Below are 26,814 nucleotides of genomic sequence, written 5' to 3'. Positions count from 1 at the left end.
GTTGTTCTCCTATGGAACTTGCGAGGGGGATCAGCGGATATCGTCGCGGGAGTCGGGATCGGCGCTGAAGGAATAGCCGCAATCAAGACAACGAAGGTTGTCCAGCACACGATCATCCAGGACGTCGCCAAGAATCACGCCAGCGGAAGCGCCGGTAGCACCACCTAGTAGCGCACCAATGACAGCACCGCCGATACCGCCCACGGTCGCGCCGACAGGGCCAGCCACGACTCCGAGAGCTGCACCCGCTTGGGCACCCGCCGTGGCAGCGGCATAGCCTCCGTAGGTACCGGCAGACGCACCGACCACGCCAGCGGTTTTCTTGCCGTAGTTATTCTTACCAATCCGCCGGGATAGGCAGTTGGGACATTGTTCAGACATTGGAAGTTACCTCTGTAAATGGGGAGGGAAGGCACTGTCAGTACCCTGGTTCACAGAGGTGATATAGGTTTCAAATTCGATAGAATCATGAAACGGATAGAGACGTAGACCCCGCTGTGTCTTGGAGCCAAATCTCTCGCCCGTTCGGTCCGAGTGAATTTGAGAAAATCGACTGCTCGCAAAAAAGCCAACGATAATGCTGAGTAATCTAGAGCTGACTAGCCAAAACGATGACCAAGATCTGGCGAAGGACTCCACTCCGAATGCGTTCTAACTGGCCAGCTACTCGGCTTATAAAGCACGCTTGGGTCGCAAAGCGAACGTTCAGATGGTGCGATAACGCCGGCGCACACTAAGCGTCCGGTGATCCCAAATTGATTCGATGACCACCATCGGGCCAATTAAACCCAGTCAGTAACTTGTAGGTACTCCTCGCACCTTTTGACTGAGAGCGGCTTAGCATATAGATAGCCTTGTCCCGCATCACAGCCAAGGATTCGGAGATGGTTTTCTTGCTCTTTGGTCTCAATTCCCTCGGCCAGTACATCGAGTCCTAGGCTATGTCCCATCTGAATAATCGCTTTGGCAATTGCTCCACTTTCCTGGTCGTTAGGTAAGCCCCGGGTGAATGACTGGTCACTGTGGCCATCACAGCTGGGCTGGGCGATTCTGTATCTCCTGCTCTACAGCAGAGCTTGTGGGAGGGCCAGAATCCCCCTGCAGCTGGATATGCTCAGTCACGAGGCTCGACACATAGAAATCTCAGAGATGAGAATGAGCTGCATCCCATCTCGCTTACACTTACCCGGAGAGAGCTTTAGATAGCTTGGCTTGCCGGGTGGGAAGATTGACCGTTTCAGCTGCGATCATCCGGTCTCCGGAAAAGAGCCAGAATTCACAGGCATTGTCACTCTCTGTGGGACGCCGCTGAATTCGGTCGTATCCAGTGGCGATTCCAATACACTGGACTTTCATGCCGTTGAGATCTGACCAAAAACGAGGAGGAGAGGCAGGCGGAGACGGTTTACCACAAATATGAGCCGCCGCAATTTGTGCTTGAAGCATGGCATTGTGAATAGTTTCTATTCGGATGGGTGTATTGGTGGAAACGTTGACGGCTTTAGCGCAATCTCCGATCGCAAATATGTCAGGGTCGGAGCTACGCATGCCGCTGTCTACTATAATACCACCGTCGCAATCCAGGTTTGCGTCTTGCGCAAGTTCGGCATTGGGGATGGCTCCTATACCGATAACAACGACGTCTGCGGGTTTGGTAGTGCCGTCGGACAAACGGATACCGGAAACTCGGTCTCCCTCAGTGAGAATCTGGTTGACGCTAGCATTGAAGTAGAACATTACGCCGGCGGAGGCCATGCGGTTTCTGACAAAATTACTTGTTAATGGTGACGCTACTCGACACATCGCTCGGCTGTTGGCCTCAAACACAGAGACTTGTTTTCCCTGTAGATTGGCAGCGGAGGCGACTTCAAGCCCGATAACACCCGCGCCGAGAATGGCCACCTTCTCGCATTCCGGGGCTAACAGGGCATTACGTAATGCGGTGGAGTGGTCAAGATTCCTGAGATAGAAAACATTTTTTGCGCTCTCACCAGGTAAATCAATAGGACGTGGCCTCGCTCCTGTTGCCAAAATCAGCGTGTCGTATTTAATTTTCCTGCCGCCTTGAATCACTACTTGCTTTGCCGATCGTTCAAGCGCTATTACTTTACCGCCTTGTTCAAATTCAACTTTGTTGTCCCGAAAGAAATTAGGAGAACGGATCGGAGTTGGCGAGGGCAACTCATCTGAGGTCAAATAGGCTTTGGACAACGGGGGACGCTGGTAAGGCAGCGTGTTTTCCTCGCCCAAAATGGTAATCGTTCCGTCGAATCCATTCTGGCGGAGAGCCTCTGCGGCGGTCAGGCTGGCTATTCCAGCGCCAATGATAACTATTTTTTGCATATTCGCTCGATTCCTCTTTTGTTTTTGTAGCACTATAAAAGTCCGCGCAGTCGAGCTTCAGTGACTGCCTGAACCCGGTTGGTTACTTTAAGTTCGCTGAAAATCTTCTTCATATGCCATTTGACGGTATCCTCCGTCACAAGAAGCCGTTCAGCGATTTCTCTGTTGGTCATTCCGTTGCTTACGCATTTCAACAGAGAAATCTGCTTTATCGTGATGGTTGAGTGGGCATTGCCGGGCACAGGTGGCACGCTGGAGTCTTCTATTCTGACATCGGGATCCTTCGTAGCTTTAGCTTCAGAGTCGTCTGGCAGATCGTTAAAAAGATCCTGAGCAAGGGGGCTAAGAGAAAGTAGCGCTTCTTTGATCCAGAGCCGTGTGAAGTGACAGTTCAAATGTTCCGAAAGTAGGTTTGCATCAAGAATCATGCGCTTCGCCGATTTTGATGAACCGAGGGCAAACGCTGCCAGGGCCTGACAATAGTGGGCGGCGATCCTGGTTCTAGCGTCTGAAATTGCGCTGGCGCTTTGTAGTGCTTGTTTGGCATATTTTTCGGCGACACCAAACTGTTTCCCAAGCCGTAGTCTATACATTGAGGTTACCAGGGCCATACGTGCTTGAATGGCCTGGTTTTGATTTGGCAGGAACGTCAGCTCACATTCATCGGGGAGTATAGGTGGACCCAATTCCTCGTTGTTCAGGAGAGTAAACTCAGCTAACTGAACTTTAGTCAGGATATTTAGACGAGAGAGCTCTCGCTCGCAGGAGGCTAAGCGGGATTGTTCCAACAAGGCCATGGCTCTATCTCGGAACCCTTGGTGGTACAGAAAACGGCTGTAGGCCTGTGTACACCCCCACAGAATATCTGTAACGCCATAGTTCAAAGCGAAATCGAACGAAGCCTGTGCAGATTCCTGGGTAACCAGGTGATGGTTCTGTTCGTGCAGGATTTGTAACTCAAGGGTGCCAAACATTTTATTTAAAAAAGTTTTTGGCACCTGAATCTTTTCTGCTGTTTTATTCGCTTGAAGCAACACACTCCTTGCTCGGGCGATGTCCCCCTTGAACAGTTCACCCTGAATTTCTGCAGTTTTAAGCCAAATAAAAGCGTAATGTTGATTGGATGACTGGATGGCCACAGCCGCTCGATGGGACAATCGCTCCAACTCTTCAAAATGGCGTCCACTGGAGGCAATGAATGCCTGGCAAGTAAGTGCTGCGCCTTTGCCAACCATGTTACGGTCGCCAAAGGCGTCTATCCATTTTTGACAGAGAACCTGACTCTCCAGTAATTTATCCTGTGTAGCTTTGCCTATCGCATTAACCAATTCCCGCCATCCTTCCTCATCAAGATCGCCCACCCCCCTGGAGCTCGGATGAAGCGAACTAACCAGTATTTCCTCTGCTTGACGAGCTTGTTGGCTGAAATACAAAATCCACGCGTAACCTATGCTCAAGGCAGCGATTTTTTTTATCGTACGAGCCGGTACTTTTCCAAACCAGGTACGAAGTACTTCGATTTCACCCTGTCTGAGTGCCACGTCCAGGATAATGCTGTCACTTACGACGCGAGCCCATCGATGGTCACTGGCTTCCAGAGCTGCATTGATTGAATGGAGGTACTCTCCCCTACGCCAATGCCAGAACGCGACCCGTTTCAGTACATACGAGCGACGTTCTCGTTGGGTGGTGTTAAATAAACTACGCAAATACTCTCGCAGCACAGGGTGCATATCCATACGATCAGCAGAAGTCCCGGTGGGAGCTAAAAGAGCATAATGTTCGTTAAGAAACGTAATTTCCCGGTCGGCCTCTTCTGTCTTATAGACATAGCCATAGCATTCAGCGCTGATTACTTCGAGCATCGCTGCATTGCAAAGAAAGGTCCTCGTACTATTGGGTAACGCAGTTAAGAGGTTGTCCCTGAAATACGAGCGAGTTTCCGGCCAAGTCGCTGCGGGGAGATTTGGGTTTGGGGTTCGGCACATAAGCCTGACAAGTGCTGGCCATCCACCGGTCGCTTTTATGATGTTGCTGGCTTCGGGGCCACCCATACCCGATAATTCACTAACCTCCTCTTCTGTAAATACAAGTTCATCAGCACCATACGTTACAACACCCGCCATCATAGACAAACGTGGCAACGCCCCGACGCGACTCGGTGCAATGAAAAATTTCACATTGCTCGGTGTTTCACAGATTAAATCCTCAATCAAATCCGCGGTATGTTTAGCCTCGCCAACCCCATCAAGGCAAATTCTTATCGTCTTTTTTGCATTACACAGTGCGTTTCGAAGAACTTCGATGGTGTCGATGTCACTTTTTATCGTGCGCCAGGATTCAACTCCTTCGAGTTGATATAAAACTAACGCTGCAAACAAACTGCCATTAACGTCACATGAGTCAGGGCACGACCGGGTATTGATATAAACGGCGCTCTCAAGTTCCAGTTCGCGAGTGTTTGCTGCCAAGGCCACTTGTACAGATTTTCCATAGCCTGGCGGGGCCCGATACAGAACTACCTTTGATTCAGGCGTAGCAGAAGCGCTCAGGCAATAGCGGTCTAAACACCCTTGAGTAATGAAACACTGACGAGCCCACATCCTTTCAGACATCCTCCGACACCAGTCTTCCAAGCTATGGCGGGTCATGACAATCCGATCTCCTGCTTCGTCTCCCCGAAACGCGAGGGCGCTATGGGGTGAAAGCATATTGATAGATGTCTAGTGCGAAAACTACCCCTTAGAGTAGTTGTTTGATCTCCGGTTCTGGCCAAACCTGTTCATGCCTACAACTTGTCCGTTCACCTGAGGGACTCGGTGTTCGCACAATGTAGAAAAATGATCAAGCTGAAAAACAATAAGGTGATCCTAATGTCAATGTCAGAAAATGTCTTAACAACAGAGTCTCTTCAGAGAGACCCTGATGCCGAAGGTTATGTGGACAGAAAACGCCACCTGTGGGTCCTTTCTGTGCTGTGGCCAGCGACGCCTCTTATTGGCCTTTATTTGGTATCCCAAACTGGATGGAGCATTTGGTACGGATTGGTGTTGATCCTTTGGTATGGCGCAGTTCCCTTGATTGATGCCATGTTTGGAGAGGATTTTTCCAACCCCCCCGAGTCGGCCGTGCCTCGGCTTGAACAGGATCGTTACTACCGGGTACTGACCTACTTAACTGTTCCTATTCATTATGCGGCCTTGATTGTCAGTGCCTGGTGGGTATCCACGCAACCAATGAATGTTTTCGAGTTTCTGGCATTGGCCCTTTCCCTGGGAATCGTGAATGGTCTGGCTCTGAACACAGGCCACGAACTTGGCCATAAAAAAGAAACGTTTGACCGTTGGATGGCGAAGCTTGTCCTCGCCGTGGTCGGATATGGTCATTTCTTCATTGAGCACAATAAGGGGCATCACCGTGATGTGGCTACGCCGATGGACCCGGCGACATCCCGCATGGGTGAGTCCATTTACTCATTCTCACTGCGTGAAATTCCCGGTGCTTTCAAGCGGGCATGGGATTTAGAGGAACAGCGCCTCAGTCGTTGTGGAAAAAGTGTCTGGAGCCTGGAGAACGAAGTTCTTCAGCCTATGATTTTGACCGCTGTGCTTTATGCGGGATTGCTGGCGTTTTTTGGTCCCTTAATGCTGATCTTTTTGCCCATTCAAATGGCCTTTGGCTGGTGGCAGCTGACCAGCGCCAACTACATTGAGCATTACGGATTGCTGCGCGAGAAGATGTCGGATGGACGTTATGAGCGTCAACAACCGCACCACTCATGGAACTCAAACCATATTATGTCGAACCTGATTCTGTTTCATTTGCAACGACATTCCGACCATCACGCCCATCCTACAAGGTCCTATCAATCGCTTCGCGACTTCAAAGACCTGCCTTCCTTACCATCGGGATATCCCGGGATGTTCCTGGCCGCAATGTTTCCCTCATGGTTTCGTTCGATAATGGACCACCGGGTGCTGGATTGGGCTAAAGGAGATCTCGATAAGATTCAGATTCAACCCGGCAAGCGTGAATTCTATGAGCGTAAATTTGGTGGGACTGATTCTGAATCAGTCGATACCGCCGCGGCTAAATGATCGGCTAATCGGAACTTATATACCTCGTTTACTTTATTTACGTTGCAGAAAAAGAGCCTCTGACGTGCACCTGAAAGAGGGTGCGCGTCGGGCGCTACCAAAACAAAGACAATAATATCGTTTGAAAGGTGCTCTAAATGGCTAAGTATCAATGCCCTGATTGTGGTTATGTATACGACGAAGTGGTTGGTGATCCGCACGAAGGCTTTCCTGCAGGAACGACATGGGAAAAAATTCCTGAAGACTGGTCCTGTCCAGACTGTGCCGTCAGGGATAAGGTTGACTTCGTTGCGCTTCAAGAAGCGAACCCGGAACTTTCGGTGTCCGCAACCAATACAGCGGTCCGCCCTGCCAGCCAAGCTAAGACCGAGGGAGCATCGCAGAAAGCAACGGGCGCATCTACTCCTTCAGCTAAAAATAAAACAAAGCCCAAAGCGAAACCCAAGCCTAACTCTTCAAAATCGCCGAAAGACTCGACTCAAAAAGATACCTATCGGAAGTGGGTCTGCATCACTTGCGGCCATATCTACGATGAAGCTCTCGGAGATGAAGCCGAAGGCTTCCCTGCCGGCACTCGTTTTGAAGATATTCCAGACGATTGGTGCTGTCCGGACTGTGGTGCCACAAAAGAGGACTATGTCCTCTATGAAGACTAGTAATCCGATGGAAAATAACAACAGTCTCGTTCGGCAAGAGGTGATTTTATAATGCAGATTGCTAGTCTGGCGAAGGTTGGGCTGCCCAATGTGTCAACCAGCGATACGATTGATTCAACGTTCGCGGCCCTACAGCGGGCACAACTTGCGCGTCGCGGAAGTTTTACCTTGGAGGCTCGAATAGCGCAGCTCGACCAGCTGCGGGATTCAATTAAACGCTACGAATCAAACATCATTGCGGCTTGCGCGGCGGACTTTCGAAAACCCGCTCCAGAAGTCAAATTAACTGAACTCCTGCCGGTGCTTCAGGAAATTCGACACACTAAAAAACACTTGCGTAAATGGATGCGTCCGAAGCGAGTGGCTGCATCCGTTGGTGTTCTGGGCACGAAATCTTATGTTCGGCCAGAACCAAAGGGAGTGTGCCTGATTATTGCACCGTGGAATTATCCGCTCAATCTTGCGCTCGGACCTCTCGTCTCAGCGTTGGCTGCAGGGAACGGAGCCATCATTAAACCCTCGGAAATGACACCACATACCTCAAAGGTGATTGCCAACATTGTCGCCGAAACCTTCCCTCCCGATCTGGTTTCCGTGATTGAGGGTGATGCCGCGGTAGCGCAGAAACTGTTGGCCTTACCCTTCGACCACATATTCTTCACGGGCAGTCCTGCGGTAGGCAAGGTGGTCATGGAGGCTGCCGCCAAGAACCTTTCCTCAGTGACACTGGAATTGGGGGGTAAGTCCCCGACCATTGTTGGCCCAGATGCCAACATAAAGAGGGCTGCGAGAAACATTGTCTGGGGTAAGTTTGCCAATAATGGACAGACCTGTATCGCCCCAGATCATGTTTTTGTGCACGTTAATATCGCAGATCAATTCAATGAAGCACTTAAAACGGAAATTGGGCGAGTCTATGGAAAAACACCAGAAGCCCAGAAATCGACCGCCGACTATTGCCGGATTGTAAATCGACGTCATTTCCAGCGAGTTTCAAACCTGATAGATGATGCCAAAAACAAAGGTGCAAGAGTCTTTGAAGGCGGTGTTACAGATGCTGAAGAGAATTTTATTGCTCCGACGTTGATTTCAAATGTATCGAGCGACATGGATATTTCACGTGAGGAGTTATTCGGCCCGATCTTACCCGTTATTGAATTCGACGATATTGATCTGGTTATCAAGAAAATCAACGATAACCCTAAACCGCTTGCGCTTTACATATTCGACAAAAACGAGGCTTTTGCCACGGATATTATCGAGCGAACGAGCTCCGGCGCTGTAGGAGTCAACCTTACAGTTGTGCATTTTCTACATCCGGGCCTGCCGTTTGGTGGAGTTAATAATTCCGGGATAGGGGCGGCACACGGTGAATACGGTTTCCGCGCTTTTTCGCATGAAAAGGCGTTGATGGAGGATAAACATTCTCTTATGCATCTTCTTTTTCCACCCTATACAGCCTGGGTCCGGCGTCTTATAGAGGCTGCTGTTCGTATTCTGGGCTGAGTATAATCAAATAATAAGAGAGTTATTATGTACGATTACATTATTGTCGGTGCGGGATCGGCGGGCTGTGTATTGGCCAATCGGCTTACGGCGGACTCTTCAAAGCGAGTAGCGTTGCTAGAAGCGGGCCCAAAGGATAAAAATCCACTCATACATATGCCTATAGGTATAGCACTCCTTTCCAATAGTAAAAAGCTGAATTGGGCTCTTGAAACCGAACCTCAAGAACATCTGAAGGAGCGCCGCCTGTTTTGGCCTCGTGGGAAAACACTTGGCGGGTCCTCTTCTATCAACGCCATGGTCTATATCAGAGGTCACAAAGCCGATTATGACCACTGGGGTCAAGTTGCCGGGACCGACCTCTGGGGATGGGATCGCGCTTTAAAATTGTTTCGTCGACTGGAAGATAATAAACGTTTTGGCGCAGATTCTTACCATGGGGAGGGCGGTGAGCTCACCGTAAGTGAACTCAAATCAGTCAATCCGTTGAGTCGAGATTTTGTTCGAGCGGCACCTCATGTAGAGCTCCCGATAAACACGGACTTTAATGGAGAGACGCAAGAGGGATTGGGACTCTACCAGGTGACACAAAAAAATGGTCGCCGTTGGAGTTCAGCGCAGGCATTTCTGCGTGTCGCGGAGAACCGGCCTAATCTTGATGTGCTAACGGACGCGCGGGTAACCCGGGTGGTAATGGACGGTAAGCGGGCAGTCGGCGTGACACTGAACCAGGGGGGCGAATATCGCCAGCTTAGACTCAATAACGGCGGTGAAGTCATATTGTCTGGTGGTGCGGTTAATTCACCACAACTACTTATGCTTTCGGGAATCGGTGATAGCGAAGAGCTTGGAAAACACGGGATCCCCCTTGTGCATCATCTTCCTGAGGTCGGCCAGAATCTGGTTGATCATTTGGATATTACGATCATGCACGCGGCAAACTCACGTTTGCCCATTGGCGTTGCTCCCAGTTTCCTGTTTCGGGGCGTGAGCGCATTATTCTCATATATCTTTGCGCGACGTGGATTTCTTACCAGTAATGTTGCCGAGTCCGGAGGCTTTGTTAAATCCGAGCGCTCGTGCGAACGGCCAAATGTGCAATTCCACTTTTTGCCAACTTACCTGAAGGATCATGGACGAAAAGTGATGGCCGGGTATGGGTACACCTTGCATATTTGCGATCTAATGCCCAGAAGCCGCGGTTTTATTGGTCTCAAAAGCCCTGACCCATTGGCCGACCCGTTGATTCAACCCAATTATCTCAGTAACCCCGAAGACATCAAAACAATGATCTCGGCCGTTAAATTTGGACGACGGATACTCGGGGCACCAACAATGGCTTTACATAGTAAACGAGAAATTAAGCCCGGAAACTCGGTGTCTTCGGACAGTCAGATTGCGGACTTTATCCGGGAAAATGCAGAGACTATTTACCACCCCGTTGGCACTTGTCGTATGGGCGCGGATCCGGATTCAGTCGTTGATCCGGAATTAAAAGTCAGAGGGATTGAAGGGCTAAGAGTTGTCGATGCCTCGATAATGCCCAGTTTGGTTGCCGGTAACACCAACGCACCCACCATGATGATTGCCGAAAATGCAGCCGACATCCTCTTGGGAAATGTTTAGGTTCAAACCCGGATTATGCCTTCTACATTGGACCTTAATGACGCCAGATACTCGCGTCAACCAACTACAAAAACGACAGGAGATAAACGTGCTTGGCCAAATGATGAACATGGAGCTCACCGTGAATTCCTTGATCGACCATGCTGCTCGCTACCATGGAGACGCTGAGATTGTGTCGATAGGAACGGATGGAAATCCCAGTCGATCTGACTGGGCAACTGTTTCGGAGCGGTCGCGACAACTTGCGTCAGCGCTTCGAACGGCAGGCTATGTCCAGGGGGATCGGTGCGCGACCATTTGTTGGAATAACGTGGGGCACCTGGAATGTTACCTTGGCATCTCTGGTGGCGGGATGGTGTGTCACACCATTAACCCGCGACTGTTTCCAGAACAACTCGTTTACGTTATCAACAATGCTCAAGACAAAGTCATATTCTTTGACAAAACGTTCCTTACCATTGTTTCAAATATCCGAGACCGACTGGAGACGGTTGAGAAATTTGTATTGATGTCCGAACCGGACGAAGAAATTGCAGCGCAATTTCCAGGCTTGTTGTTTTATGAAGAGTTTCTCCAGCGAGGAACGCCTAACGCGAATTGGCCTGAAATCGCCGAAAACCAGGCCTCAAGCCTCTGCTATACATCGGGCACCACCGGAAATCCCAAAGGGGTGCTCTATTCACACCGCTCCACCGTTCTGCACGCGCTGGTAGCTGCTCAACCCGACGCACTGAATTTATCGGCACGGGACGTGGTGATGCCGGTTGTTCCTATGTTTCACGTAAATGCGTGGGGGGTACCCTACATTACGGCGATGGTTGGAGCCAAACTGGTGTTGCCTGGTCCTGGCCTGGATGGGCAAAGTTTGGTCAAGCTGATCGATTCAGAAAGCGTAACGATTGCGCTGGGTGTGCCTACGATTTGGCAGGGACTTCTCTCGGCTTTGGACGAGCTTGGCTCCTCGGCACAGTCGCTTAAACGGACGGTGATAGGGGGTAGCGCTTGTCCGCCCTCAATGATGTCGGAGTTTCGTGGTAAGTATGGCGTAGAAGTTGTCCATGCATGGGGAATGACAGAAACATCACCGATCGGGACCGTCAACGCACTGCTGTCGAAACACAATACTCTTTCGGAGGAAGGAAGAAACAAAATCCGTGAAAGCCAGGGACGGCCTCCCTACGGGGTGCAGCTCAAAATTGTAGGAGAAGACGGTCATCAACTGCCCGAAGATGGCATTGCTCAGGGAAATCTCCGCATCCGTGGTCATTGGGTGGTAGCCGATTACTTCGGTGTTGAACCAAATCAGACTCTTGAGGAAGACGGTTGGTTCGAGACAGGTGATGTTGCTTCGATCAATGATGATGGATTTATGACAATACGTGACCGCTCAAAAGATATTATTAAATCTGGTGGTGAATGGATATCTACAGTCGAATTGGAGGGAATCGCAATGGGCCATTCTGCCATCAATGAAGCTGCCGTAGTGGCGGCCTCCCATGATAAATGGGACGAACGACCGATCCTGTTGGCAGTAAAAATACCCGACGCAAATATTACTGAGGAGGAACTTCTTGCTCATTATCAGGGGAAAGTCGCCAAGTGGCAGATCCCGGATCGCGCGATCTTTGTGGAAGGATTGCCACGCAATGCCACTGGGAAAGTATTAAAAAACAAGCTGCGTTCTGAGTATGGGGAAGTATTAGTCAGTAAACCGGCAAGCTAGCATCAATGAGTGACATTTGTGTTACGAAAAATTGCAGTTTTACCTAAAGCCAATTTGTTTTAATACCAAAAAGGATAATAAAAAAATGAAACCTAAAATAATTAGTAAAGTCTCGTTAGTGGCGTTCCTTTTACTTTCACTTGCTGCGAGCCTGGCCAACGCTCAATCTGAGCCGGTTTACAGTAGAGGCGACTGGGTGGTTGGGCTGAATGCCACTAGAGTTCTAACCGATGAAGATTTGCGATCAGCCTCTGCGGGGGGTGCCCCCGTTCCAAATTCCAACCTGTCTATTAACAACGATACGACCATATCATTCGACGTGTCGTATTTTCTGAGTAATCAGCTGGCATTCAACATTTTTGGCGGCATTCCCGCTAGTGCGGACCTCCAGGGCGAAGAGTCTCTCTCCGGTCTTTTTCTTGGTCAAACAGATTATGGTCCGGTAATTCTTTCGCTTCAGTATCATGTCTTGACGGGTAGCAACTTCTCTCCGTACTTTGGAGCGGGTGTAGGACGGATTCTCTTTTTAGATGAAAAGGATCGCGCACTAACCGACTTCGACGTCGAAGATACATGGGCCCCTGCGGTTCAGGCTGGTTTTCGCTGGAAGATACACAATAACTGGTCGGCAAATTTTGACGTTAGATATGCACCCTTCAAGGCGGATATCACCGGTAACCTGGGCCCGGCCCCTGTTCAGGCAGAAGTGGAAGTGGACCCCACTATCGTGAGCATCGGAGTCGCATATCGCTTTTAAATGCCAAGTATACCAACCGTCTGCATTTGCTGGTCGCTTTCAGCAACCTGCTGATTGATAAAAAACCTGCAGCGTAAGACCAATGCGCCCCTTTTCCGCCAAGATTGCGGAAAAGGGGCAAAAACCAGCGGTTATTCAGATCTTCCTTAGGTATATAGCCCCAGCCTTATACATCATTTAAAGGTCTCGTATCGTTTAGTCGAGTAGTATATAGCCATCAGGACCGGCACGTCCTTACTATAGAAAACCTTTTCAGTAGTCCCGCAAGTTTCATTTAATCGAGCAAGTGTCTTAACATTAATACCGCTCGTAACTATCGGTTCTTGATGTCCACCATCAATAAGCCGGAATCTTACTGTGTTTGATTTACACACCGCTTGAAGCTTGCAGTCTGAAAAGCCCTGTCTTGGCTGCCACCACCCATCCGCATGAAAAAGCATATGCTCAGATGAACCAAAACAAGAGGTCGACACCGAATGGGCGATGTTGCTTATGAAGGATTGAGTGATCGGAACCTCTACCCATAATGGCCGATAGAGACTTCGCTTTATCTTTGTGGATAAAATCAAGTTCATATTTTCGTCGGTAATTGCAAGGTGAGGTTATTAGTGGGATATATAGAGAATTATTTCACCGCTATGGTGCTCTCGGTTTACCAGAGCAACAGTAATGTGTCTGGCTACGGGAAATTCCGCCGGTTGTGGCTCACGCATTCTTTGCGCTCACTGAAAGCTGTCGGTCGTAGGATATGATATCCATAGGCCGTATGAGTTGTGCATTGCTTTCGCAATTTTGGGCAAACTAAGGGCACAGCTCTACTCGGTCGTCAATTTCAATTTATGGACTGACCGCTCACCAAGGACTTCAGTTCAATATCCGGATCCTTCAACATTTCAGGATTGACCTGCCTGCGTTGTTGAACGAGGGTCTTGCCGACCATAAAAGCGATGGGCAGGTTAACCGCATCAACAGCAATGACACAGCCGTCGCGGAGATAAAACACCGCAAATCCCTTGTCTTCCGGGCTTCCGCGCAGCACACGCTGATCATGATATTGCGACAACCCCACCATCTGCAGACGCACGTCATACTGGTTCGACCAGAACCATGGAGCGCTATTATAGGGTTTCTTCTCGCCCATCAGGGTTGCCGCCACTGTCCGGGCCTGATCAACCGCGTTGGCGACAGATTCAAGGCGCTGCATCTTCTCGAAGAAAAGATTCCGGTGGCGGGTACAGTCGCCGATCGCCAGGATGGCTGGATCTTCTGTGCGGGTAAACTCGTCAACAATAATGCCGTCATCACAGGGCAGGCCGGCGGCCTCAGCCAGGGCGGTTTCTGGCGCCACACCCACTGAAACGAGCACTATGTCGGCCGGTACAGTGCCGCCGCTCGCCAATGTCACGCCAGCCACATGCCCCTGATCGCTAGCTTCGAAACCGGTTACCGCCGTGTTCAGGCGTAGATCCACGCCAGCGTTACTGTGTTTGGTGTAAAAAAACTCCGACATTTCCGGGCCTGTTACACGCTGCATAAGACGCTCGGCCGCTTCCAGTACCGTGACATCAACGCCTTTTTTGGTAGCGCTGGATGCCACTTCAAGGCCAATGTAACCACCACCCACGATGACCAAGCGTTTCCCCGGAACCAGTTGTTCACGCAGGGCATCCGAGTCAGCTATGTCATGTAGGTAATGAATGCCCTTCAAGTCAGCCCCGGGTGCGTTCAGGCGTCGAACGTGTGACCCCGTGGCCAGGACCAGTCGATCGTATTTCAATGTGCTCTGGTCCGACAAACTGATGGTCTTGTTGTCCCGATCAATTTGTTCGGCACGTACACCGAGCCGCAACTGATGGCCGGCGTTCTCGTACACCGAGCGCGGCTTGAGGTACAGCGACTCCTGATCCACCTCGCCTGCCAGGTAGTTCTTGGACAGGGGCGGCCGCTGATAGGGTGGATGTGGCTCTTCGCCCACCAGGACCACTTCATGTTGATATTTCTTTTGCAGCAAGGTTGTCAGGAGCGCACCTGCTGCGTGCCCGCCGCCAACGATGACTGTCGTCTCTTTCTGTTGGTTTGCCATAGCCTGTCTCTTTCTACTGTTCTTTGGAATCAGATTGATCAGAAGTCCAGATGCCAACTGAGCCCTGTGACGCCCGCGCGCGCGGAGCTCAGCCGACCATCTCCCCGGCATCCTCAAGTATCATCGCGGCACCTTTCTCGCCGATCATGGTTGCCGGCTGATTGGTGTTTCCGCCGACCAGCGTCGGCATGATGGAGGCATCGACCACCCGCAGGCATTGCAGGCCATGCACGCGCAGGCGCGGATCGACCACCGCCATCGGATCAACACCCATCTTGCAGGTGCCAACCGGGTGGTACGCTGATTCACCGCTGCGCCGTACCCATGCGGCGAGATCGTCGTCATTCTGCAGCGCCGGCCCGGGCAAGACCTCAACCTCGTGGTGCGGGGCAAACGCCGCCTGCGCCAGGATCTTGCGCACCAGGTGGACACCGCGCACCAGTCGCTCGACATCGGCGGACTCGGCCATGTAGTTGGGGTCGATCAGCGGCGCGGCAAACGGGTCGGCACTGTGCAGACCGACGCGCCCGCGCGACGACGGCCTGAGCCCGTAGATCATCACCGCGTAGCCATAACCGCTCATCGCGGTCTTCAGGTCTCGCCCGTGATCGTCGTACAGCATTGGCGCGAAGTGCAGCTGCAGGTCGGGTACCGGCTCCTCGGGCCGGGAGCGGATGAACCCGCCGGCCTCGGCGCCGTTGCTCGACAGCACGCCCCGCCGGCCGCTCAGATACGTCAGAGCGCCCCACAGCCCCTTGAGCCAGTAACTCGGATGCATCGAGATGCTTTGGCGGCTGCGGGCGCTGACGCGCACGAACACGTCGATATGATCCTGAAGATTCTGCCCGACGCCCCCCAACGCATGGCGCAGTTCTATGCCATGCCGGGACAGTTCCTCCCGCGGACCGATCCCGGACAGCATCAGCAGTTGCGGCGAGTTGAACGCGCCGCCGCAGAGCACAACTTCGCGCCCGGCACGGACCTGCGTCAGCCCCTTTGTATCGCGGTATTCGACACCGGTGGCGCGGGTGTCTTCGAGTAGCACCCGGGTGACATACGCGCCGCTGCAAACCGTCAGGTTGGAACGCGCCGTGGCGGGTTCGAGATAGGCCCGCGCGTTGCTACAGCGTGTGCCGTCTTTCTGGTAGGCGTAGTAGAAGCCCACGCCCTCCTGCTCACTGCCGTTGAAATCTGTATTGAGCCGGTACTTTGCCTGGGTCGCCGCCTCGACAAACGCCGTGCTCAGCGGATTGGTATAGCGGCGCTCGGCAACGTTCAGCGGACCACCCTGACCATGAAATTCTGCCTCATTCGGCGTAAGTTTGGGCTCGAAATGTTCCGATCGGCGGAAGTAGGGCAACACCTCGGCGTATGACCACCCTTTGCACCCCAGCCGTGCCCACTCGTCGTAGTCCCGGGCATGCCCGCGAATATAGACCTGCGCGTTCATGCCGCTGGAACCGCCAAGCATCTTGCCCCGCGGCTGAAAAAGCGCCCGGTCGTGCATGTGACGCTGCGGTTCGGTATTGAACTGCCAGTTGTAGCGGCGGCTGAACATTAGCTGCAGGAAACCCAGCGGCATGTTCACGAAAGGGTTGCGGCGGCTCTCCGGACCGGCTTCAAGCAGCAGCACAGAATGGCGACCGCTCTCCGACAGGCGGCTGGCGACAGCACATCCGGCCGAGCCCGCGCCAACCACGACATAGTCAAATTGTTCGGTCGTCATCCTGGTTAGCCTGTTCATTAACTTTTTGGTGTCAGCTGGACCATCAGCTCCGAATAGCCCCGCACGAAGTTGGACTGCACGCGCTCCGGCTCGCCGACGACTTCGATCTTGTCAAAGCGTTTGAGAATCTCTTCCCATAGGATACGCAGTTGCAATTCGGCCAGGCGGTTGCCCATGCAACGGTGAACACCGTAGCCAAATGACATATGGTTTCGTGCGTCCTTGCGATCGATAATGAAGTGATCGGGGTCCTCGAACTTGCGCTCGTCACGGTTGCCCGAGGCGTACCACATCACAACGCGATCGCCCTTTTTGATGGTCTGGCCGCCCAGCTCAACATCTTGCTTGGCGACTCGGCGCATATAGGCCAGCGGCGTTTGCCAGCGGATGATTTCCGACACCATGTTCGGAATCAGTTCCGGTTTTGCCTTCAGTTTTTCGAACTCCTTTGGGAATTCGTTCATGGCCACCAGGCCACCACTCATTGAGTTGCGAGTGGTATCATTGCCGCCAACGATAAGCAGCGTCAGATTGCCGATAAACTCCATCGGGCGATTGATCAGATCTTTGGTGTCGTCGTTGCTCTGTAGCAGGCTGATCAAATCGAAACCGGGCTCTTCGCCCGCCGCGCGGCGCGCTTCCTTATCCCTCCAGAGCCTGGAGAAGGACCAGGCCATGTCAGCCGCGTCGTCAAACATGATCTCTTCTTCGGCATACTCGCCGCCGGTTGCCGATGCTGCCCCGGCCATCCGATCCGACCACTCAACCAGCTTGTGACGTTCCTCGTAAGGAAAATCCAGAAGGGTTGCGAGCATGCGACCGGTGAGTTCCTTCGATACAGTGGGCACCCAGTTGAAGGGCTGGCCCAGAGGCAGGCTGTCAAGCACATCGCCGGTACGCGATCGGATCAGCTCCTCCATTTCCTTCAGGTTCTTCGGTGCCACCACGCCTTGAACCGAGCTGCGCTGCACATCGTGTTTTGGCGGATCCATGGCTATGAACATTTCCACCGACAGCCCCTCTGGAGGGTCGCCTAATATGATTTGCGGCTCGGCGGAAAACAGGTCGTGACTCTTGTCTACGAACATGATGTCCTCAAAGCGAGTCACCGACCAAAAGGGGCCGAAGGGGCTGTTCTTCTGGTAATGCGCCGGAGCCTCATCGCGCAACCGTTTGAAATAGGCGCGCCACTGATCCTGCCGATACAAAAATGGATTGCTGACATCGATGTCCTCAAGGGCCAGCGTGTTAACGTCCGGGATGACTGATTCAACAAATTCGGGCACCGGCCGGCGTGGGCCGAAGGCCTTCTTCTTGGCGCTCATTAACAGTTTCAGCCCCTGGATCTGCCTGTGCATCGGTACCACCCTGGAGGTAGCATTGATCACTCGGGATTGAATGTCGTCAAATGTTTTAGACAGTGTTGGCATGCGTCCTCCTATGTTCACATCTGGAACTCGGGTAAATGCACGGTCATGCCGTCCATTTCATCAGTAATGACCACCTGGCAGCCCAGGCGCGAAGTGCTCTCCCGCTCCGGGGTCATTGACAGCATTTGCTCTTCCTCACCACCAGGCGTACCTGTCTTTCTGAACCAATCGTCCGAGACGATGACGTGGCAGGTGCCACAGGCACATTCCCCCCCGCAGTCCCCGTCAATACCGGGGATCAGATTGTCAACGGCGATTTGCATTACCGAGGAACCAGTTTTGAACTCAGCGACATGTTTAGTTTGATCATGTTCTATAAAAGTAATCTTACCCATTGTTGTTCTCCTGCCCGTAGTATTCACCGATAGATATTGGCTGTCTGGCGATACTTCTGTCAGGTCATTTCTTGACAACATAGAGTCATTTAAAGACAAAATAGTGGTCGTTCAGGACGGAGATGATCAATGATGACGACGCAGAAGGCGGGTGATTTGCAAAAAACCGGTCCAGGTATTCCATCGAATTACTCACGGCTAATTGCGCGTGAGCTTGATTTAACAGCCAAACAACTGCCACGTCTGCTGCTCGGCACCGGGCTTGGTGTGGCGCAATTATTGAGTGAGGAAAGCCTGCTTACCGCAGCTCAGCAGATGCGGATTCTGCGCAACGCACTGGACTTGTCCGGCCTGCCGGAATTCGGGTTGCGGCTCGGCAAGCGACTGACACCGGCAACCCATGGAGCAATGGGGTTCGTTGCTTACAGCAGCCCCGACTTTCTCACTGCGCTGCAGGCGATTCATACTTTTCTGCCCACGCGTGCTAGCTTCATCCACCTGCATTTGCAGCAAGTCAACGAGCGCCTGGAGTGTATTCTGGACTATCAGGAGTCGCTGGACGATGACATACAGCAGTGCCTGTCGGATGCGATGATTAAGGCCCTTTTTGAATTTGGCGAATTTATAATTGGTCGCCCTTTGCATGAGGCTGAAATATACTTCGCTCATCCTGAACCAAAGTATAAGGCAATGTATGCCGATTTTTTATCCGGGCAGATTCACTATGATTGCGATCAGGTAAAACTTACGTTGCCGATGTCATTGTGTCGGGAACCGAATGCGTCCGCCAATCACGAAAACTATCGTCTGGCCTTGCAACAGTGTGAATCGATGCTTGTGCAACTTCAGTCGGATCAACCGAGCTATCAGACCCAGCTGAAGATGATGATGTTGTCCCGACCGCCCGGAACGCTCAGTGAAGACGAAGCAGCGGCCTCGTTGTTCATGAGCAAACGCACTCTGGCACGCAAACTCAAGCAGGAACGCAGCGGTTTTCGGAAAGTTCGCGACGAGATTCTGTCCCAGCAGGCAGCGACCTATTTGCGTGAAAGCCAACTGTCAATCGAGGCCATTTCCGCGTTGATGAACTATCACGACATTGCCAATTTCAGACGCGCCTTCAAGCGCTGGTTTGACCAGTCGCCTGAGCAGTTCAGGCAAAATGTCAGATGACAAACCGTGCATCCGCATGATTAGCGATCATAAACAGAGGCTACTTGCTTGCGTTTGTGAAGCCAGAACCTATGCCTGCCCCCCTTTATTGATCACACCGTCCATCGCGATCTGCCAGATCAAGTCGCCAATGGCGTCGAGTGAATGAGCCCCGTTCGGGTCGAACCAGGTTGCAACCCAGTTGAGCGCCCCAAGGCCGATCAGGCGGAGCAAACGGCCGTCAACATTCTTCCGGATCACGCCCTGTGCAATCATCGTTTCGAGGATATCGGCCCACAAGGACTCGTACTGGTCACGCAGTTCGATGATTTCCTCGCGGGCCTCCGGGCCCAGCGCTCGCCATTCAAACAGCAGCACGTAAACCGCGTCCGAATCGACCAACAGGGCTCGCAGATGCGCGTTGATACAAAGACGCAACCGTTCAACCGGGTCACCCGAACTGGCGTAAGCCGACTCGACCTCTGCGGTAACCAGGTCCACCCCCCGGCGCATCAGCTCGACAAGCAGCGCTTCCTTGCTGTTGTAACGATAATACAGACTTCCGGGCAGCATATTGCAGGCCTCGGCAATCTCCTTGAGCGACGTCCTTTCAAAGCCTTTCTCACGAAAAAGCCGGGCTGCGTTAGACAAAACGTCGCCCTGGTCGCCCAGTTTGCTTGCAGGAGTCATCTGTCTGTTAACCATGGCTTAAACATCTCCTCAGCAAGCCAGCTATTTGTTCATCAGAGCGGCAACCACCTGACTCATTGCATTGGTGGTGCGCCATCGCACGGGTGGCGTGCCATTTGCCACAACAGATTCTTGACATTTGGTTGGTTAACCAACCAAAATCCAGCAACAATGTTATTCGGAAGAAACTGACATGGCAATGACCTATCAAAATCAGCTGTTTCCCCCCACTTCCACCCCTGCGCGAAATGCAAACCGGGGTGGGCAGATCTGATGACGGAGTCGAACAGAGCTCAGCACAGTGACGCTGTGACGACGGCGTGGCAGTTCACCGAACAGGTTCCCCACGGCAGGGATCTGGGTATGCAGGTTGTCTCTGTCGATAAGGGCCAGGTCTGTATGCGCCTGACCCCACAGCCATGGATGTTCGCCGAAGAGGATACAAAAGAAATCTGCACCAGCGTGCTCTACTCACTGGCAGACTCCGCCGGAGGCCTGGCGGTATTTGCGGGGGCCCTGGAGCTGATGCCCATTGCCACGCTGGATCTGCGCATGGATTATCTGCGGCCTGCCAGCGGCGACCGTGCCCTGGTAGCGGTGGCCACCTGTCGTCATTTAACGGACGAGGTCGCGTTCATCCATTGCGACATCCTCAGCGAGAGTGACAGTGAGCTGTTAGCGACGGCAAGCGCCACCTTCATGCGCAACACCCAGGGCCAGCAATTTCAGGCCGGTGGACGAAAAAAGGAGGGCGCATGAGTACGACTGGCGATTCGGCACAACCCATCTCAGGCCCTTCCGAAAGCGGGCAAGAAAGCGGGAAAGAATGTTCCGACTGGCAGGCCCTGCTGGAGCGCACTCCCTACGCACGGCACCTTGGTCTTGAGGTTCAACGCGACGATGTAGGTCTAGTGGTTCATATGCCGTGTCGTGAAGCGCTGATTGGCAACTTTATGCTACCTGCTCTCCATGGCGGCGTGCTTGGCGCCCTGATGGAGCTTACCGCGCGGGTCGCTGCGCAACGCCAGGATACAGACAAACGTTGCCCACGCATTCTCGACAGCCACATTAACTACCTCCGCTCCGCGCAGGCCCGATCGACGTTCGCCAGCGCCGAAATTGTCCGGCAAGGCAGGCGGAGCAGCCTGGTCCGGGTGACCTGCTGGCAGGGCGATAAGCGCAAGCCGATCGCCAGCGGTCAGGTTCAGTTGTTGCTCCCGACAATGGCGGCCAAAGAAGCAGATCTTCATGGACAATAAGCACAACAACCCTGAACGCGACCAATTCCAGGCGCCGGATGGCGCGGAGATCGCCCTGTGGCGCTGGCCGCAATCCAAAGCGCGCCCCACGTTGCACTGGGCGCATGCAACGGGTTTCCATGGCCGCCTGTACCGCCCCCTCCTTGATGAGCTTGCCACGGACGTCAATGTCCTGGCCTGGGACATGCGGGGGCACGGGGCCAGCGCCGGTGCGGCGAACTTTTCGACATTCCGGGGCTGGGAAACCTACTATCGCGACATGACCGCTCTGCTGGATAGCCTGGATGAGCCGGTCTGGCTTGCCGGCCACTCCATTGGGGCCACCACCAGCATCATGGCCGCTGCCCGACGGCCAGACAAAGTGCTGGGCCTGATTCTGGCGGAACCCGTAATCATGGATCCGGGGCAGGGCCTGAGGTTGTGGCTGGCCAAGCTGCTACGCCAGTCACATCGGTTGTCACTGGCCGCCGGAGCCGCACGTCGGCGCCCGGTATTCGACTCGCACGCTGCTGCGTTGGACAACTATCGGGGCCGCGGTGGCTTCAAGACCTGGCCCGAAGCATGGCTGGAAGCCTATATCCAGCACGCCTTCGAACCGCAGGAAGATCAAGTTCAGTTGGCGTGTGCGCCGGAGTGGGAGAGCACCACTTTTGCCCATACCGAACACAACCCCTGGCCCGGTATTCGTCAGTTGCGGTGCCCGGTTATCGTGCTGGCGGCGGAACGCGGGTCAACCTTCTCGCCGGCCGCGCGAAAACGCCTGCAGATCCTGCTGCCTGAGGCTGACGTAAATGTCCTCGGCGAGGCGACTCATTTTCTGCCTATGGAGCGGAGGGAAACCGTTCGCGATGCCATCCTGCAACTTGTTTTGTCCGGCTACCGTGAGAGCTGATACTCAAATCTGGATTTTGCCAATCGGGACACCTGCCATGCGCTGTATGCTGACCCTGTTTATCTCGCTGCTCATGCTGTCTGGTTGTCAGCAGTCTTCGGAACCGCCCCCAGATGCCCGCGCCCCTATCCCCTGGGTAAAAACAGTTGAACTAAAGGACGCCGGCCCAACAGCGCAGAGATTTTCAGGAACCCTGCGAGGCCGCCACGAAGTTCCTCAGGCCTTTCAGATCGCCGGTCGGATTCAGCATCGTTATATCGATGCCGGTCAGCGCGTGGAAAAAGGCGACTTACTGTTCAAGCTCGATACACGGGACCTGGTGGCAGCCGCAGGGGTCGCCGCCGTGGATCTTAAGCGTGCAAAAGCGGCCCTGGCAATTGCCACCAATGAACTCCAGCGCCAGCAGCAACTTGTGGCGCATCAGTTTGTCAGCGAACAAACCCTGCAACGCCTTGAGTTGGCAGAGCGTGAGGCGCGCAGCCAGGTGCAAACCGCTTCTGCACGCAATCAGCAGGCTCAGAATGCCCTGGGGTATGCGGAACTGAAAGCCGCCCATGCAGGCGTGGTCACTGAGGTCATCGTTGAACCTGGCCAGGTTGTGGGTGTCGGACAAACCCTTGCCGTTCTGGCCGAAGATCAATCGCTGGAAGTCGAGGTTTTTTTACCAGAGGGCAGTAACCCGTCCATGCGCGGTTATGTCCCTTTACCCAATGGCGAACAGCTTGCTGTGAGCTTGAGAGAGATTGCCGGGGCTGCCGACCCCGCAAGCCGGAGCTGGCGTGCCCGATACAGCCTGGAGGGGCCCTACCCCTCGTCTTTAACCCTGGGGTCGGTGGTGAGTGTGCGGTTAGCGCAGAAGCAAACCGCCCCCAGCCATCGCGTACCGCTGGGTGCCCTGGATGAGAGAGGGCAAACGCCGCAGATCTGGTTGGTTTCCGACGGCACGGTAACGCCCCTGGCGGTCGAGGTGATCGATCTGGGTGAGGAGTATGCGAAGATCAAGGTCGACATCAAGGCGGGAACGCCCATCGTCGCGTTGGGGACACACCTGCTCACGCCTGGCATGGCAGTGCGGGAGCTGGTTCAATGAGCTTACCGAATCTTTCCGCGCTGGCAGTGCGCGAGCGTTCGGTCACCCTCTTTTTTCTTTTGCTGTCCGTTGTTGCCGGTTTCTACGCGTTCTCGTCCCTGGGTCGGGCGGAAGACCCTGCGTTCACCGTCCGGGCGATGGTGGTTTCTGTCGTCTGGCCAGGGGCAACCCCCGAGGTGCTGCAGAACCAGGTCGTGGATCGTTTGGAAAAGCGAATCCAGGAGGTGGTGTATTTCGATAATATTGAGACAACCATTCGGCCCGGGCAGGCCGCCATGGTTATCCGATTCCTGGATTCTACTCCGAGTGAAAAAGTGTCGGACCTCTTCTATCAAGTCCGCAAGCGCATGCTCGATGAGCGACCCAACCTCCCCCAGGGTGTGATCGGCCCCATCGTCAACGATGATTTCGCGGATGTGTATTTCTCCCTGCTGGCGCTGACGGCACCCGGGATGCCAATGCGTGAACTGACCCGCGAGGCAGAATCGATACGGGATCGCCTGCAACGGCTGCCCGGCTTGCAAAAAGCACAGCTCCTGGCGGAGCGTCCTGAGCGGGTGTATCTCGAATTTGATCAGGACCGGCTCAACAACCTCGGTTTGTCGGCAGAAGAGGTGTTGCAGGCGATAGAGGCCAACAACCGTCTTCAGCCTCTTGGCTTTGTTGATCTTGCCGGCCCGCGGGTTTATGTCCGCAGCAACATCGACCTGTCTGACCTTGAGCGCCTCACCTCAGTACCTCTCCGTATCGGCGACCAGCTTATTACCGTATCTGATCTGGCCGAGGTGCGTTTAGGGTATGAAGATCCTTTGAGCTACATCGTCCGCTCCAACGGTGAGGATGCGATCCTCCTGGGTGTGGTCATGCGTGCGGGTGAAAATGGCCTGGAATTTGGCGCGCGGCTGCGCGAGTTTGTCAGTACCGAACAGGGCAGGCTGCCGCTGGGAATGTCAATACAGACCCTGACCGATCAGGCGGAAGCCATCACTCAGGCGGTTGATCTTTTTCAGGTCAAGTTTCTGGTTGCGTTGGTCGTGGTGATGGGGGTTAGCATACTGGCGATCGGTCTGCGCGCGGGTTTGGTGGTGGGCATTGCGATTCCTGTGACCCTCGGCCTGACTTTCTTGTTGATGAAAATGGCGGGCATAAACCTGGACCGCATCACCCTGGGTGCGTTGATTATCGCACTGGGTCTGTTAGTGGACGATGCGATCATCGCCATTGAAATGATGATCGTGAAGATGGAGAGCGGCTGGGACCGGGTACGGGCAGCCAGTCATGCCTGGAGCGTAACCGCCGCGCCCATGCTGTTCGGTACGCTGGTGACGGTGGCCGGATTTGTCCCCATCGGATTTGCCCAGTCCGGAGTGGGAGAATACACCGGCAACATCTTCTGGGTGCTGGCTTTTTCGTTGTTGATTTCCTGGGTGGTGGCGGTAACTTTTACGCCTTATTTGGGCGTCAAGCTCTTGCCCGATTACACCGGGCATATGGGCCAGGACCTTTACCAAAGCGCGTTTTATCAGCGGTTGCGTGGGGTGATCACAGCGTGTGTTCAGTACCGGAAAACCGTCGTTTTTATCACAGTGGGTTTGCTGGCGATCAGTGCTTTCGGGATGGCAACCCAGGTGCAGAAGCAATTTTTTCCCAGTTCTGATCGCCCCGAAGTTCTGATCAGTGTCTACGCTCCGCAGGGGAGCGCTATTGCCACCACGGATCAAAGTGTCAGACGCCTGGAAGCGATTCTGATGGACATGCCGGAGGTGAAAAGCCTTTCCGCTTACATCGGTGCCGGTGCGCCCCGATTCTTCGTATCGGCCAACCCCGAGCAGCCGGACCCGGCATTTGCCAAGTTGATTGCCATTGGGCAGGACGTTAAAGGGCGCGATCGCATCATCTCGGCGCTGGAAACCAGAATCGCGGCGGGTGAATTTCCGGAGGCACGAGTGCGGGTGACGCGTTTGCTGTACGGTCCCCCGGTGGTCTGGCCGGTCAGTTTTCGTGTGCTGGGTCCGGAATCCGATCAACTCAGAGAGATCGCGCACCAGATCCGCACTCTCATGACCGGGCATCCGAACATCGTCATGCCGCATCTCGAATGGGATGAGCGTGTGCCCACTCTCTATCTTGATATGGATCCGGAAAATCTGGGTTGGATGGGCCTGACTCCGGCAGAGGTTGCCCGGCAACTGCAGTTCCAACTCCGCGGAGTGGCCGTCACCGAACTGCGCCAGGGCATAAGGAGCGTTCAACTGGTGGCGCGTAATGCACGTGGCGAAGTGATCATGCCGGAAGATCTTGAGATCAAAACCCGCGACGGCCGCAAACTTTCCGTACAGCAACTGGGCAAGTGGCAGGTTCGTTACGAGGACCCCGTCATAAAGCGTTACAACCGTGACCCCTTCCTGGCCGTTCAGGCCGATGTAGAAGGTGCCCAGCCACCGGATGTCACCAAGGAGATATGGAGTGCGATGACGGGCCTGCGCGAACAGTTGTCGGAGGGTTACCGTATTGAAATCGGCGGTACGGTGGAACAATCAGCCAAAGCCAATGCTTCAATCCAGACATTACAACCGGTGATGTTGGCGTTGATGCTGATCTTTATCATGCTTCAGATGCGTTCCTTTATCGGCACATTGACTGTTCTTGCCACCGCGCCACTGGGGCTGATTGGGGCTGTGCTGGCTTTGCTGCTGTTTAATCAACCCTTTGGCTTTACCGCGCTGCTGGGGCTGATTGGCCTGGGCGGCATCCTGATGCGAAATACCATGATTCTGACGCAGCAGGTGCAGGACAACTTCAAAGCAGGAATGGCTGCCCGGGAAGCCGTTGTCGAAGCGGCAGTCCAACGTGCCCGCCCCGTGGTACTCACCGCCCTGGCGGCCGTTCTGGCGTTTGTACCTCTGACCTTTGACCTGTTCTGGGGGCCGCTGGCTTATGTCCTTATCGGTGGCGTGGCGGTCGGCACTCTGATCACGCTATTGTTTGTGCCGGCGCTTTATGCCCTTTGGTTTCGATTAAAGAACGAACGCTGAGATTAGATCGGCCCCACAGTTTAGACTGGTTCAGGCATCCCAAAGCTAGCTGAAACCCCTGACCTGCACCCAGCTTCCTTTCCATGTGATCGTCTGGCGTCCGTGATTTGCTCCATCAATTAGGCTGTATGAAGCATAAGTGATTTGCTCGTCGGCCCTGAGCGGAGGCTAACTTGAATGTCCGCTTTTGTTTAAAAGTGGAACAACAATGACATTAAAGTGGTGCGCCGCAACGGAGGGGATTACGGACCTCTGAAAAGATGCTGTAATTGAGTTCTGGCGTAAATGGTACAGATCGCCTGGCATGAATTACCTCGCAACCTAGTTGCTTTTTACACATTGACGCTTGCTATCAAACTGCTTAAGGAATTGCCCCAATCCAACACACACAAACCATTTTGGGGGTACAAATGG

Annotated in this window: 21 protein-coding genes; 12 read left to right on the top strand and 9 right to left on the bottom strand. The window is 53.5% G+C overall.

What is annotated here, in order from left to right; translation table 11 throughout:
- Positions 1-30: 30 nt before the first annotated feature.
- The 4 genes from MDHKLMBL_RS05995 to MDHKLMBL_RS05980 form a co-directional block, all read right to left on the bottom strand.
- Entirely contained in the window at positions 31-381 is a 351-nt protein-coding gene (locus tag MDHKLMBL_RS05995) for a hypothetical protein (RefSeq protein ID WP_104270340.1), read from the bottom strand.
- 401 nt (positions 382-782) lie between these two features.
- Positions 783-1,049, bottom strand: a complete 267-nt coding sequence (locus tag MDHKLMBL_RS05990) for an EAL domain-containing protein (RefSeq protein WP_081496573.1) — start codon at positions 1,047-1,049, stop codon at positions 783-785.
- Positions 1,050-1,182: 133 nt separating this feature from the next.
- Positions 1,183-2,343 carry an NAD(P)/FAD-dependent oxidoreductase gene (locus MDHKLMBL_RS05985; RefSeq protein WP_053115264.1) on the bottom strand — a complete coding sequence of 387 codons (1,161 nt, stop codon included), beginning with the start codon at positions 2,341-2,343 and terminating at the stop codon, positions 1,183-1,185.
- A 32-nt stretch (positions 2,344-2,375) separates the two neighbouring features.
- The gene (locus MDHKLMBL_RS05980) at positions 2,376-4,994 is read right to left on the bottom strand and encodes a helix-turn-helix transcriptional regulator (protein WP_104270339.1); all 2,619 of its coding nucleotides are present in this window, start codon (positions 4,992-4,994) and stop codon (positions 2,376-2,378) included.
- 222 nt (positions 4,995-5,216) lie between these two features.
- On the opposite strand from MDHKLMBL_RS05980, the gene MDHKLMBL_RS05975 reads away from it, so the two are divergent.
- The 6 genes from MDHKLMBL_RS05975 (at position 5,217) to MDHKLMBL_RS05950 (ending at position 12,708) form a co-directional block, all read left to right on the top strand.
- Positions 5,217-6,440: an alkane 1-monooxygenase gene (locus MDHKLMBL_RS05975; protein WP_199185490.1), complete on the top strand. Its 1,224-nt coding sequence runs from the start codon at positions 5,217-5,219 to the stop codon at positions 6,438-6,440.
- Between the two features lie 137 nt (positions 6,441-6,577).
- Entirely contained in the window at positions 6,578-7,096 is a 519-nt protein-coding gene (locus MDHKLMBL_RS21390; RefSeq protein WP_011783984.1) for a rubredoxin, read from the top strand.
- Positions 7,097-7,147: 51 nt separating this feature from the next.
- Positions 7,148-8,602: an aldehyde dehydrogenase family protein gene (locus tag MDHKLMBL_RS05965; RefSeq protein WP_011783983.1), complete on the top strand. Its 1,455-nt coding sequence runs from the start codon at positions 7,148-7,150 to the stop codon at positions 8,600-8,602.
- Between the two features lie 27 nt (positions 8,603-8,629).
- The gene (locus tag MDHKLMBL_RS05960; protein WP_091642703.1) at positions 8,630-10,228 is read left to right on the top strand and encodes a GMC family oxidoreductase; all 1,599 of its coding nucleotides are present in this window, start codon (positions 8,630-8,632) and stop codon (positions 10,226-10,228) included.
- Between the two features lie 100 nt (positions 10,229-10,328).
- Positions 10,329-11,951 (top strand): long-chain fatty acid--CoA ligase, encoded by a 1,623-nt coding sequence (locus MDHKLMBL_RS05955; protein WP_172972330.1) that lies wholly within the window; start codon positions 10,329-10,331, stop codon positions 11,949-11,951.
- An 85-nt stretch (positions 11,952-12,036) separates the two neighbouring features.
- Positions 12,037-12,708, top strand: coding sequence for an OmpW/AlkL family protein (locus MDHKLMBL_RS05950; RefSeq protein WP_091642699.1), 672 nt, complete (start codon positions 12,037-12,039; stop codon positions 12,706-12,708).
- 832 nt (positions 12,709-13,540) lie between these two features.
- Here MDHKLMBL_RS05950 and MDHKLMBL_RS05945 read toward each other — a convergent pair.
- The 4 genes from MDHKLMBL_RS05945 to MDHKLMBL_RS05930 form a co-directional block, all read right to left on the bottom strand.
- On the bottom strand, positions 13,541-14,791 hold the full coding sequence (locus tag MDHKLMBL_RS05945; RefSeq protein ID WP_091642696.1) for an NAD(P)/FAD-dependent oxidoreductase: 1,251 nt from the start codon (positions 14,789-14,791) through the stop codon (positions 13,541-13,543).
- A gap of 88 nt (positions 14,792-14,879) precedes the next feature.
- The gene (locus MDHKLMBL_RS05940) at positions 14,880-16,517 is read right to left on the bottom strand and encodes a GMC family oxidoreductase (protein WP_227663913.1); all 1,638 of its coding nucleotides are present in this window, start codon (positions 16,515-16,517) and stop codon (positions 14,880-14,882) included.
- 17 nt (positions 16,518-16,534) lie between these two features.
- A complete protein-coding gene (locus MDHKLMBL_RS05935; protein WP_091642690.1) occupies positions 16,535-17,947 on the bottom strand; it encodes a cytochrome P450 in 1,413 nt (470 codons plus the stop codon).
- Positions 17,948-17,961: 14 nt separating this feature from the next.
- Positions 17,962-18,282, bottom strand: coding sequence for a 2Fe-2S iron-sulfur cluster-binding protein (locus MDHKLMBL_RS05930; RefSeq protein WP_091642688.1), 321 nt, complete (start codon positions 18,280-18,282; stop codon positions 17,962-17,964).
- Positions 18,283-18,411: 129 nt separating this feature from the next.
- On the opposite strand from MDHKLMBL_RS05930, the gene cypR reads away from it, so the two are divergent.
- Positions 18,412-19,455 carry a transcriptional regulator CypR gene (gene cypR / locus MDHKLMBL_RS05925; RefSeq protein WP_091642684.1) on the top strand — a complete coding sequence of 348 codons (1,044 nt, stop codon included), beginning with the start codon at positions 18,412-18,414 and terminating at the stop codon, positions 19,453-19,455.
- Positions 19,456-19,524: 69 nt separating this feature from the next.
- Here the strand turns inward: cypR and MDHKLMBL_RS05920 are convergent, their stop codons facing one another.
- Entirely contained in the window at positions 19,525-20,139 is a 615-nt protein-coding gene (locus MDHKLMBL_RS05920; protein WP_104270338.1) for a TetR/AcrR family transcriptional regulator, read from the bottom strand.
- A 258-nt stretch (positions 20,140-20,397) separates the two neighbouring features.
- Here MDHKLMBL_RS05920 and MDHKLMBL_RS05915 point away from each other — a divergent pair, with 258 nt between their 5' ends.
- Genes MDHKLMBL_RS05915 through MDHKLMBL_RS05895 form a run of 5 tightly spaced genes read left to right on the top strand, consistent with a single transcriptional unit; the run spans position 20,398 to position 26,400 of the window.
- The gene (locus tag MDHKLMBL_RS05915) at positions 20,398-20,883 is read left to right on the top strand and encodes a PaaI family thioesterase (RefSeq protein ID WP_091642679.1); all 486 of its coding nucleotides are present in this window, start codon (positions 20,398-20,400) and stop codon (positions 20,881-20,883) included.
- Positions 20,880-21,383 carry a PaaI family thioesterase gene (locus tag MDHKLMBL_RS05910; RefSeq protein ID WP_091642677.1) on the top strand — a complete coding sequence of 168 codons (504 nt, stop codon included), beginning with the start codon at positions 20,880-20,882 and terminating at the stop codon, positions 21,381-21,383. The genes MDHKLMBL_RS05915 and MDHKLMBL_RS05910 overlap by 4 nt, the downstream gene beginning before the upstream one ends.
- Positions 21,373-22,275: an alpha/beta fold hydrolase gene (locus MDHKLMBL_RS05905; protein ID WP_091642674.1), complete on the top strand. Its 903-nt coding sequence runs from the start codon at positions 21,373-21,375 to the stop codon at positions 22,273-22,275. Before MDHKLMBL_RS05910 ends, MDHKLMBL_RS05905 begins: the two co-directional genes overlap by 11 nt.
- A gap of 37 nt (positions 22,276-22,312) precedes the next feature.
- Positions 22,313-23,365 carry an efflux RND transporter periplasmic adaptor subunit gene (locus MDHKLMBL_RS05900; protein ID WP_072678647.1) on the top strand — a complete coding sequence of 351 codons (1,053 nt, stop codon included), beginning with the start codon at positions 22,313-22,315 and terminating at the stop codon, positions 23,363-23,365.
- A complete protein-coding gene (locus tag MDHKLMBL_RS05895; protein WP_072678648.1) occupies positions 23,362-26,400 on the top strand; it encodes an efflux RND transporter permease subunit in 3,039 nt (1,012 codons plus the stop codon). Before MDHKLMBL_RS05900 ends, MDHKLMBL_RS05895 begins: the two co-directional genes overlap by 4 nt.
- Positions 26,401-26,814 lie beyond the last annotated feature (414 nt).

This window comes from Marinobacter flavimaris (genome assembly GCF_002933295.1).
Classification (GTDB): domain Bacteria; phylum Pseudomonadota; class Gammaproteobacteria; order Pseudomonadales; family Oleiphilaceae; genus Marinobacter; species Marinobacter flavimaris.
Note: the sequence above shows the minus strand (reverse complement) of the source record. Positions and strands in the feature narration are given on the sequence as shown.

Excerpts from the sequence above, each read along its gene's own strand:
- MDHKLMBL_RS05915 (WP_091642679.1), top strand. The coding sequence starts at position 20,398 with ATGACGGAGTCGAACAGAGCTCAGCACAGTGACGCTGTGACGACGGCG.
- MDHKLMBL_RS05935 (WP_091642690.1), bottom strand. The coding sequence starts at position 17,947 with ATGCCAACACTGTCTAAAACATTTGACGACATTCAATCCCGAGTGATC.
- MDHKLMBL_RS05920 (WP_104270338.1), bottom strand. The coding sequence starts at position 20,139 with ATGGTTAACAGACAGATGACTCCTGCAAGCAAACTGGGCGACCAGGGC.
- MDHKLMBL_RS05980 (WP_104270339.1), bottom strand. The coding sequence starts at position 4,994 with ATGACCCGCCATAGCTTGGAAGACTGGTGTCGGAGGATGTCTGAAAGG.
- MDHKLMBL_RS21390 (WP_011783984.1), top strand. The coding sequence starts at position 6,578 with ATGGCTAAGTATCAATGCCCTGATTGTGGTTATGTATACGACGAAGTG.
- MDHKLMBL_RS05975 (WP_199185490.1), top strand. The coding sequence starts at position 5,217 with ATGTCAATGTCAGAAAATGTCTTAACAACAGAGTCTCTTCAGAGAGAC.
- MDHKLMBL_RS05960 (WP_091642703.1), top strand. The coding sequence starts at position 8,630 with ATGTACGATTACATTATTGTCGGTGCGGGATCGGCGGGCTGTGTATTG.
- cypR (WP_091642684.1), top strand. The coding sequence starts at position 18,412 with ATGATGACGACGCAGAAGGCGGGTGATTTGCAAAAAACCGGTCCAGGT.
- MDHKLMBL_RS05995 (WP_104270340.1), bottom strand. The coding sequence starts at position 381 with ATGTCTGAACAATGTCCCAACTGCCTATCCCGGCGGATTGGTAAGAAT.
- MDHKLMBL_RS05945 (WP_091642696.1), bottom strand. The coding sequence starts at position 14,791 with ATGGCAAACCAACAGAAAGAGACGACAGTCATCGTTGGCGGCGGGCAC.
- MDHKLMBL_RS05985 (WP_053115264.1), bottom strand. The coding sequence starts at position 2,343 with ATGCAAAAAATAGTTATCATTGGCGCTGGAATAGCCAGCCTGACCGCC.
- MDHKLMBL_RS05930 (WP_091642688.1), bottom strand. The coding sequence starts at position 18,282 with ATGGGTAAGATTACTTTTATAGAACATGATCAAACTAAACATGTCGCT.
- MDHKLMBL_RS05910 (WP_091642677.1), top strand. The coding sequence starts at position 20,880 with ATGAGTACGACTGGCGATTCGGCACAACCCATCTCAGGCCCTTCCGAA.
- MDHKLMBL_RS05900 (WP_072678647.1), top strand. The coding sequence starts at position 22,313 with ATGCGCTGTATGCTGACCCTGTTTATCTCGCTGCTCATGCTGTCTGGT.
- MDHKLMBL_RS05940 (WP_227663913.1), bottom strand. The coding sequence starts at position 16,517 with ATGACGACCGAACAATTTGACTATGTCGTGGTTGGCGCGGGCTCGGCC.
- MDHKLMBL_RS05955 (WP_172972330.1), top strand. The coding sequence starts at position 10,329 with ATGATGAACATGGAGCTCACCGTGAATTCCTTGATCGACCATGCTGCT.
- MDHKLMBL_RS05895 (WP_072678648.1), top strand. The coding sequence starts at position 23,362 with ATGAGCTTACCGAATCTTTCCGCGCTGGCAGTGCGCGAGCGTTCGGTC.
- MDHKLMBL_RS05950 (WP_091642699.1), top strand. The coding sequence starts at position 12,037 with ATGAAACCTAAAATAATTAGTAAAGTCTCGTTAGTGGCGTTCCTTTTA.
- MDHKLMBL_RS05905 (WP_091642674.1), top strand. The coding sequence starts at position 21,373 with ATGGACAATAAGCACAACAACCCTGAACGCGACCAATTCCAGGCGCCG.
- MDHKLMBL_RS05965 (WP_011783983.1), top strand. The coding sequence starts at position 7,148 with ATGCAGATTGCTAGTCTGGCGAAGGTTGGGCTGCCCAATGTGTCAACC.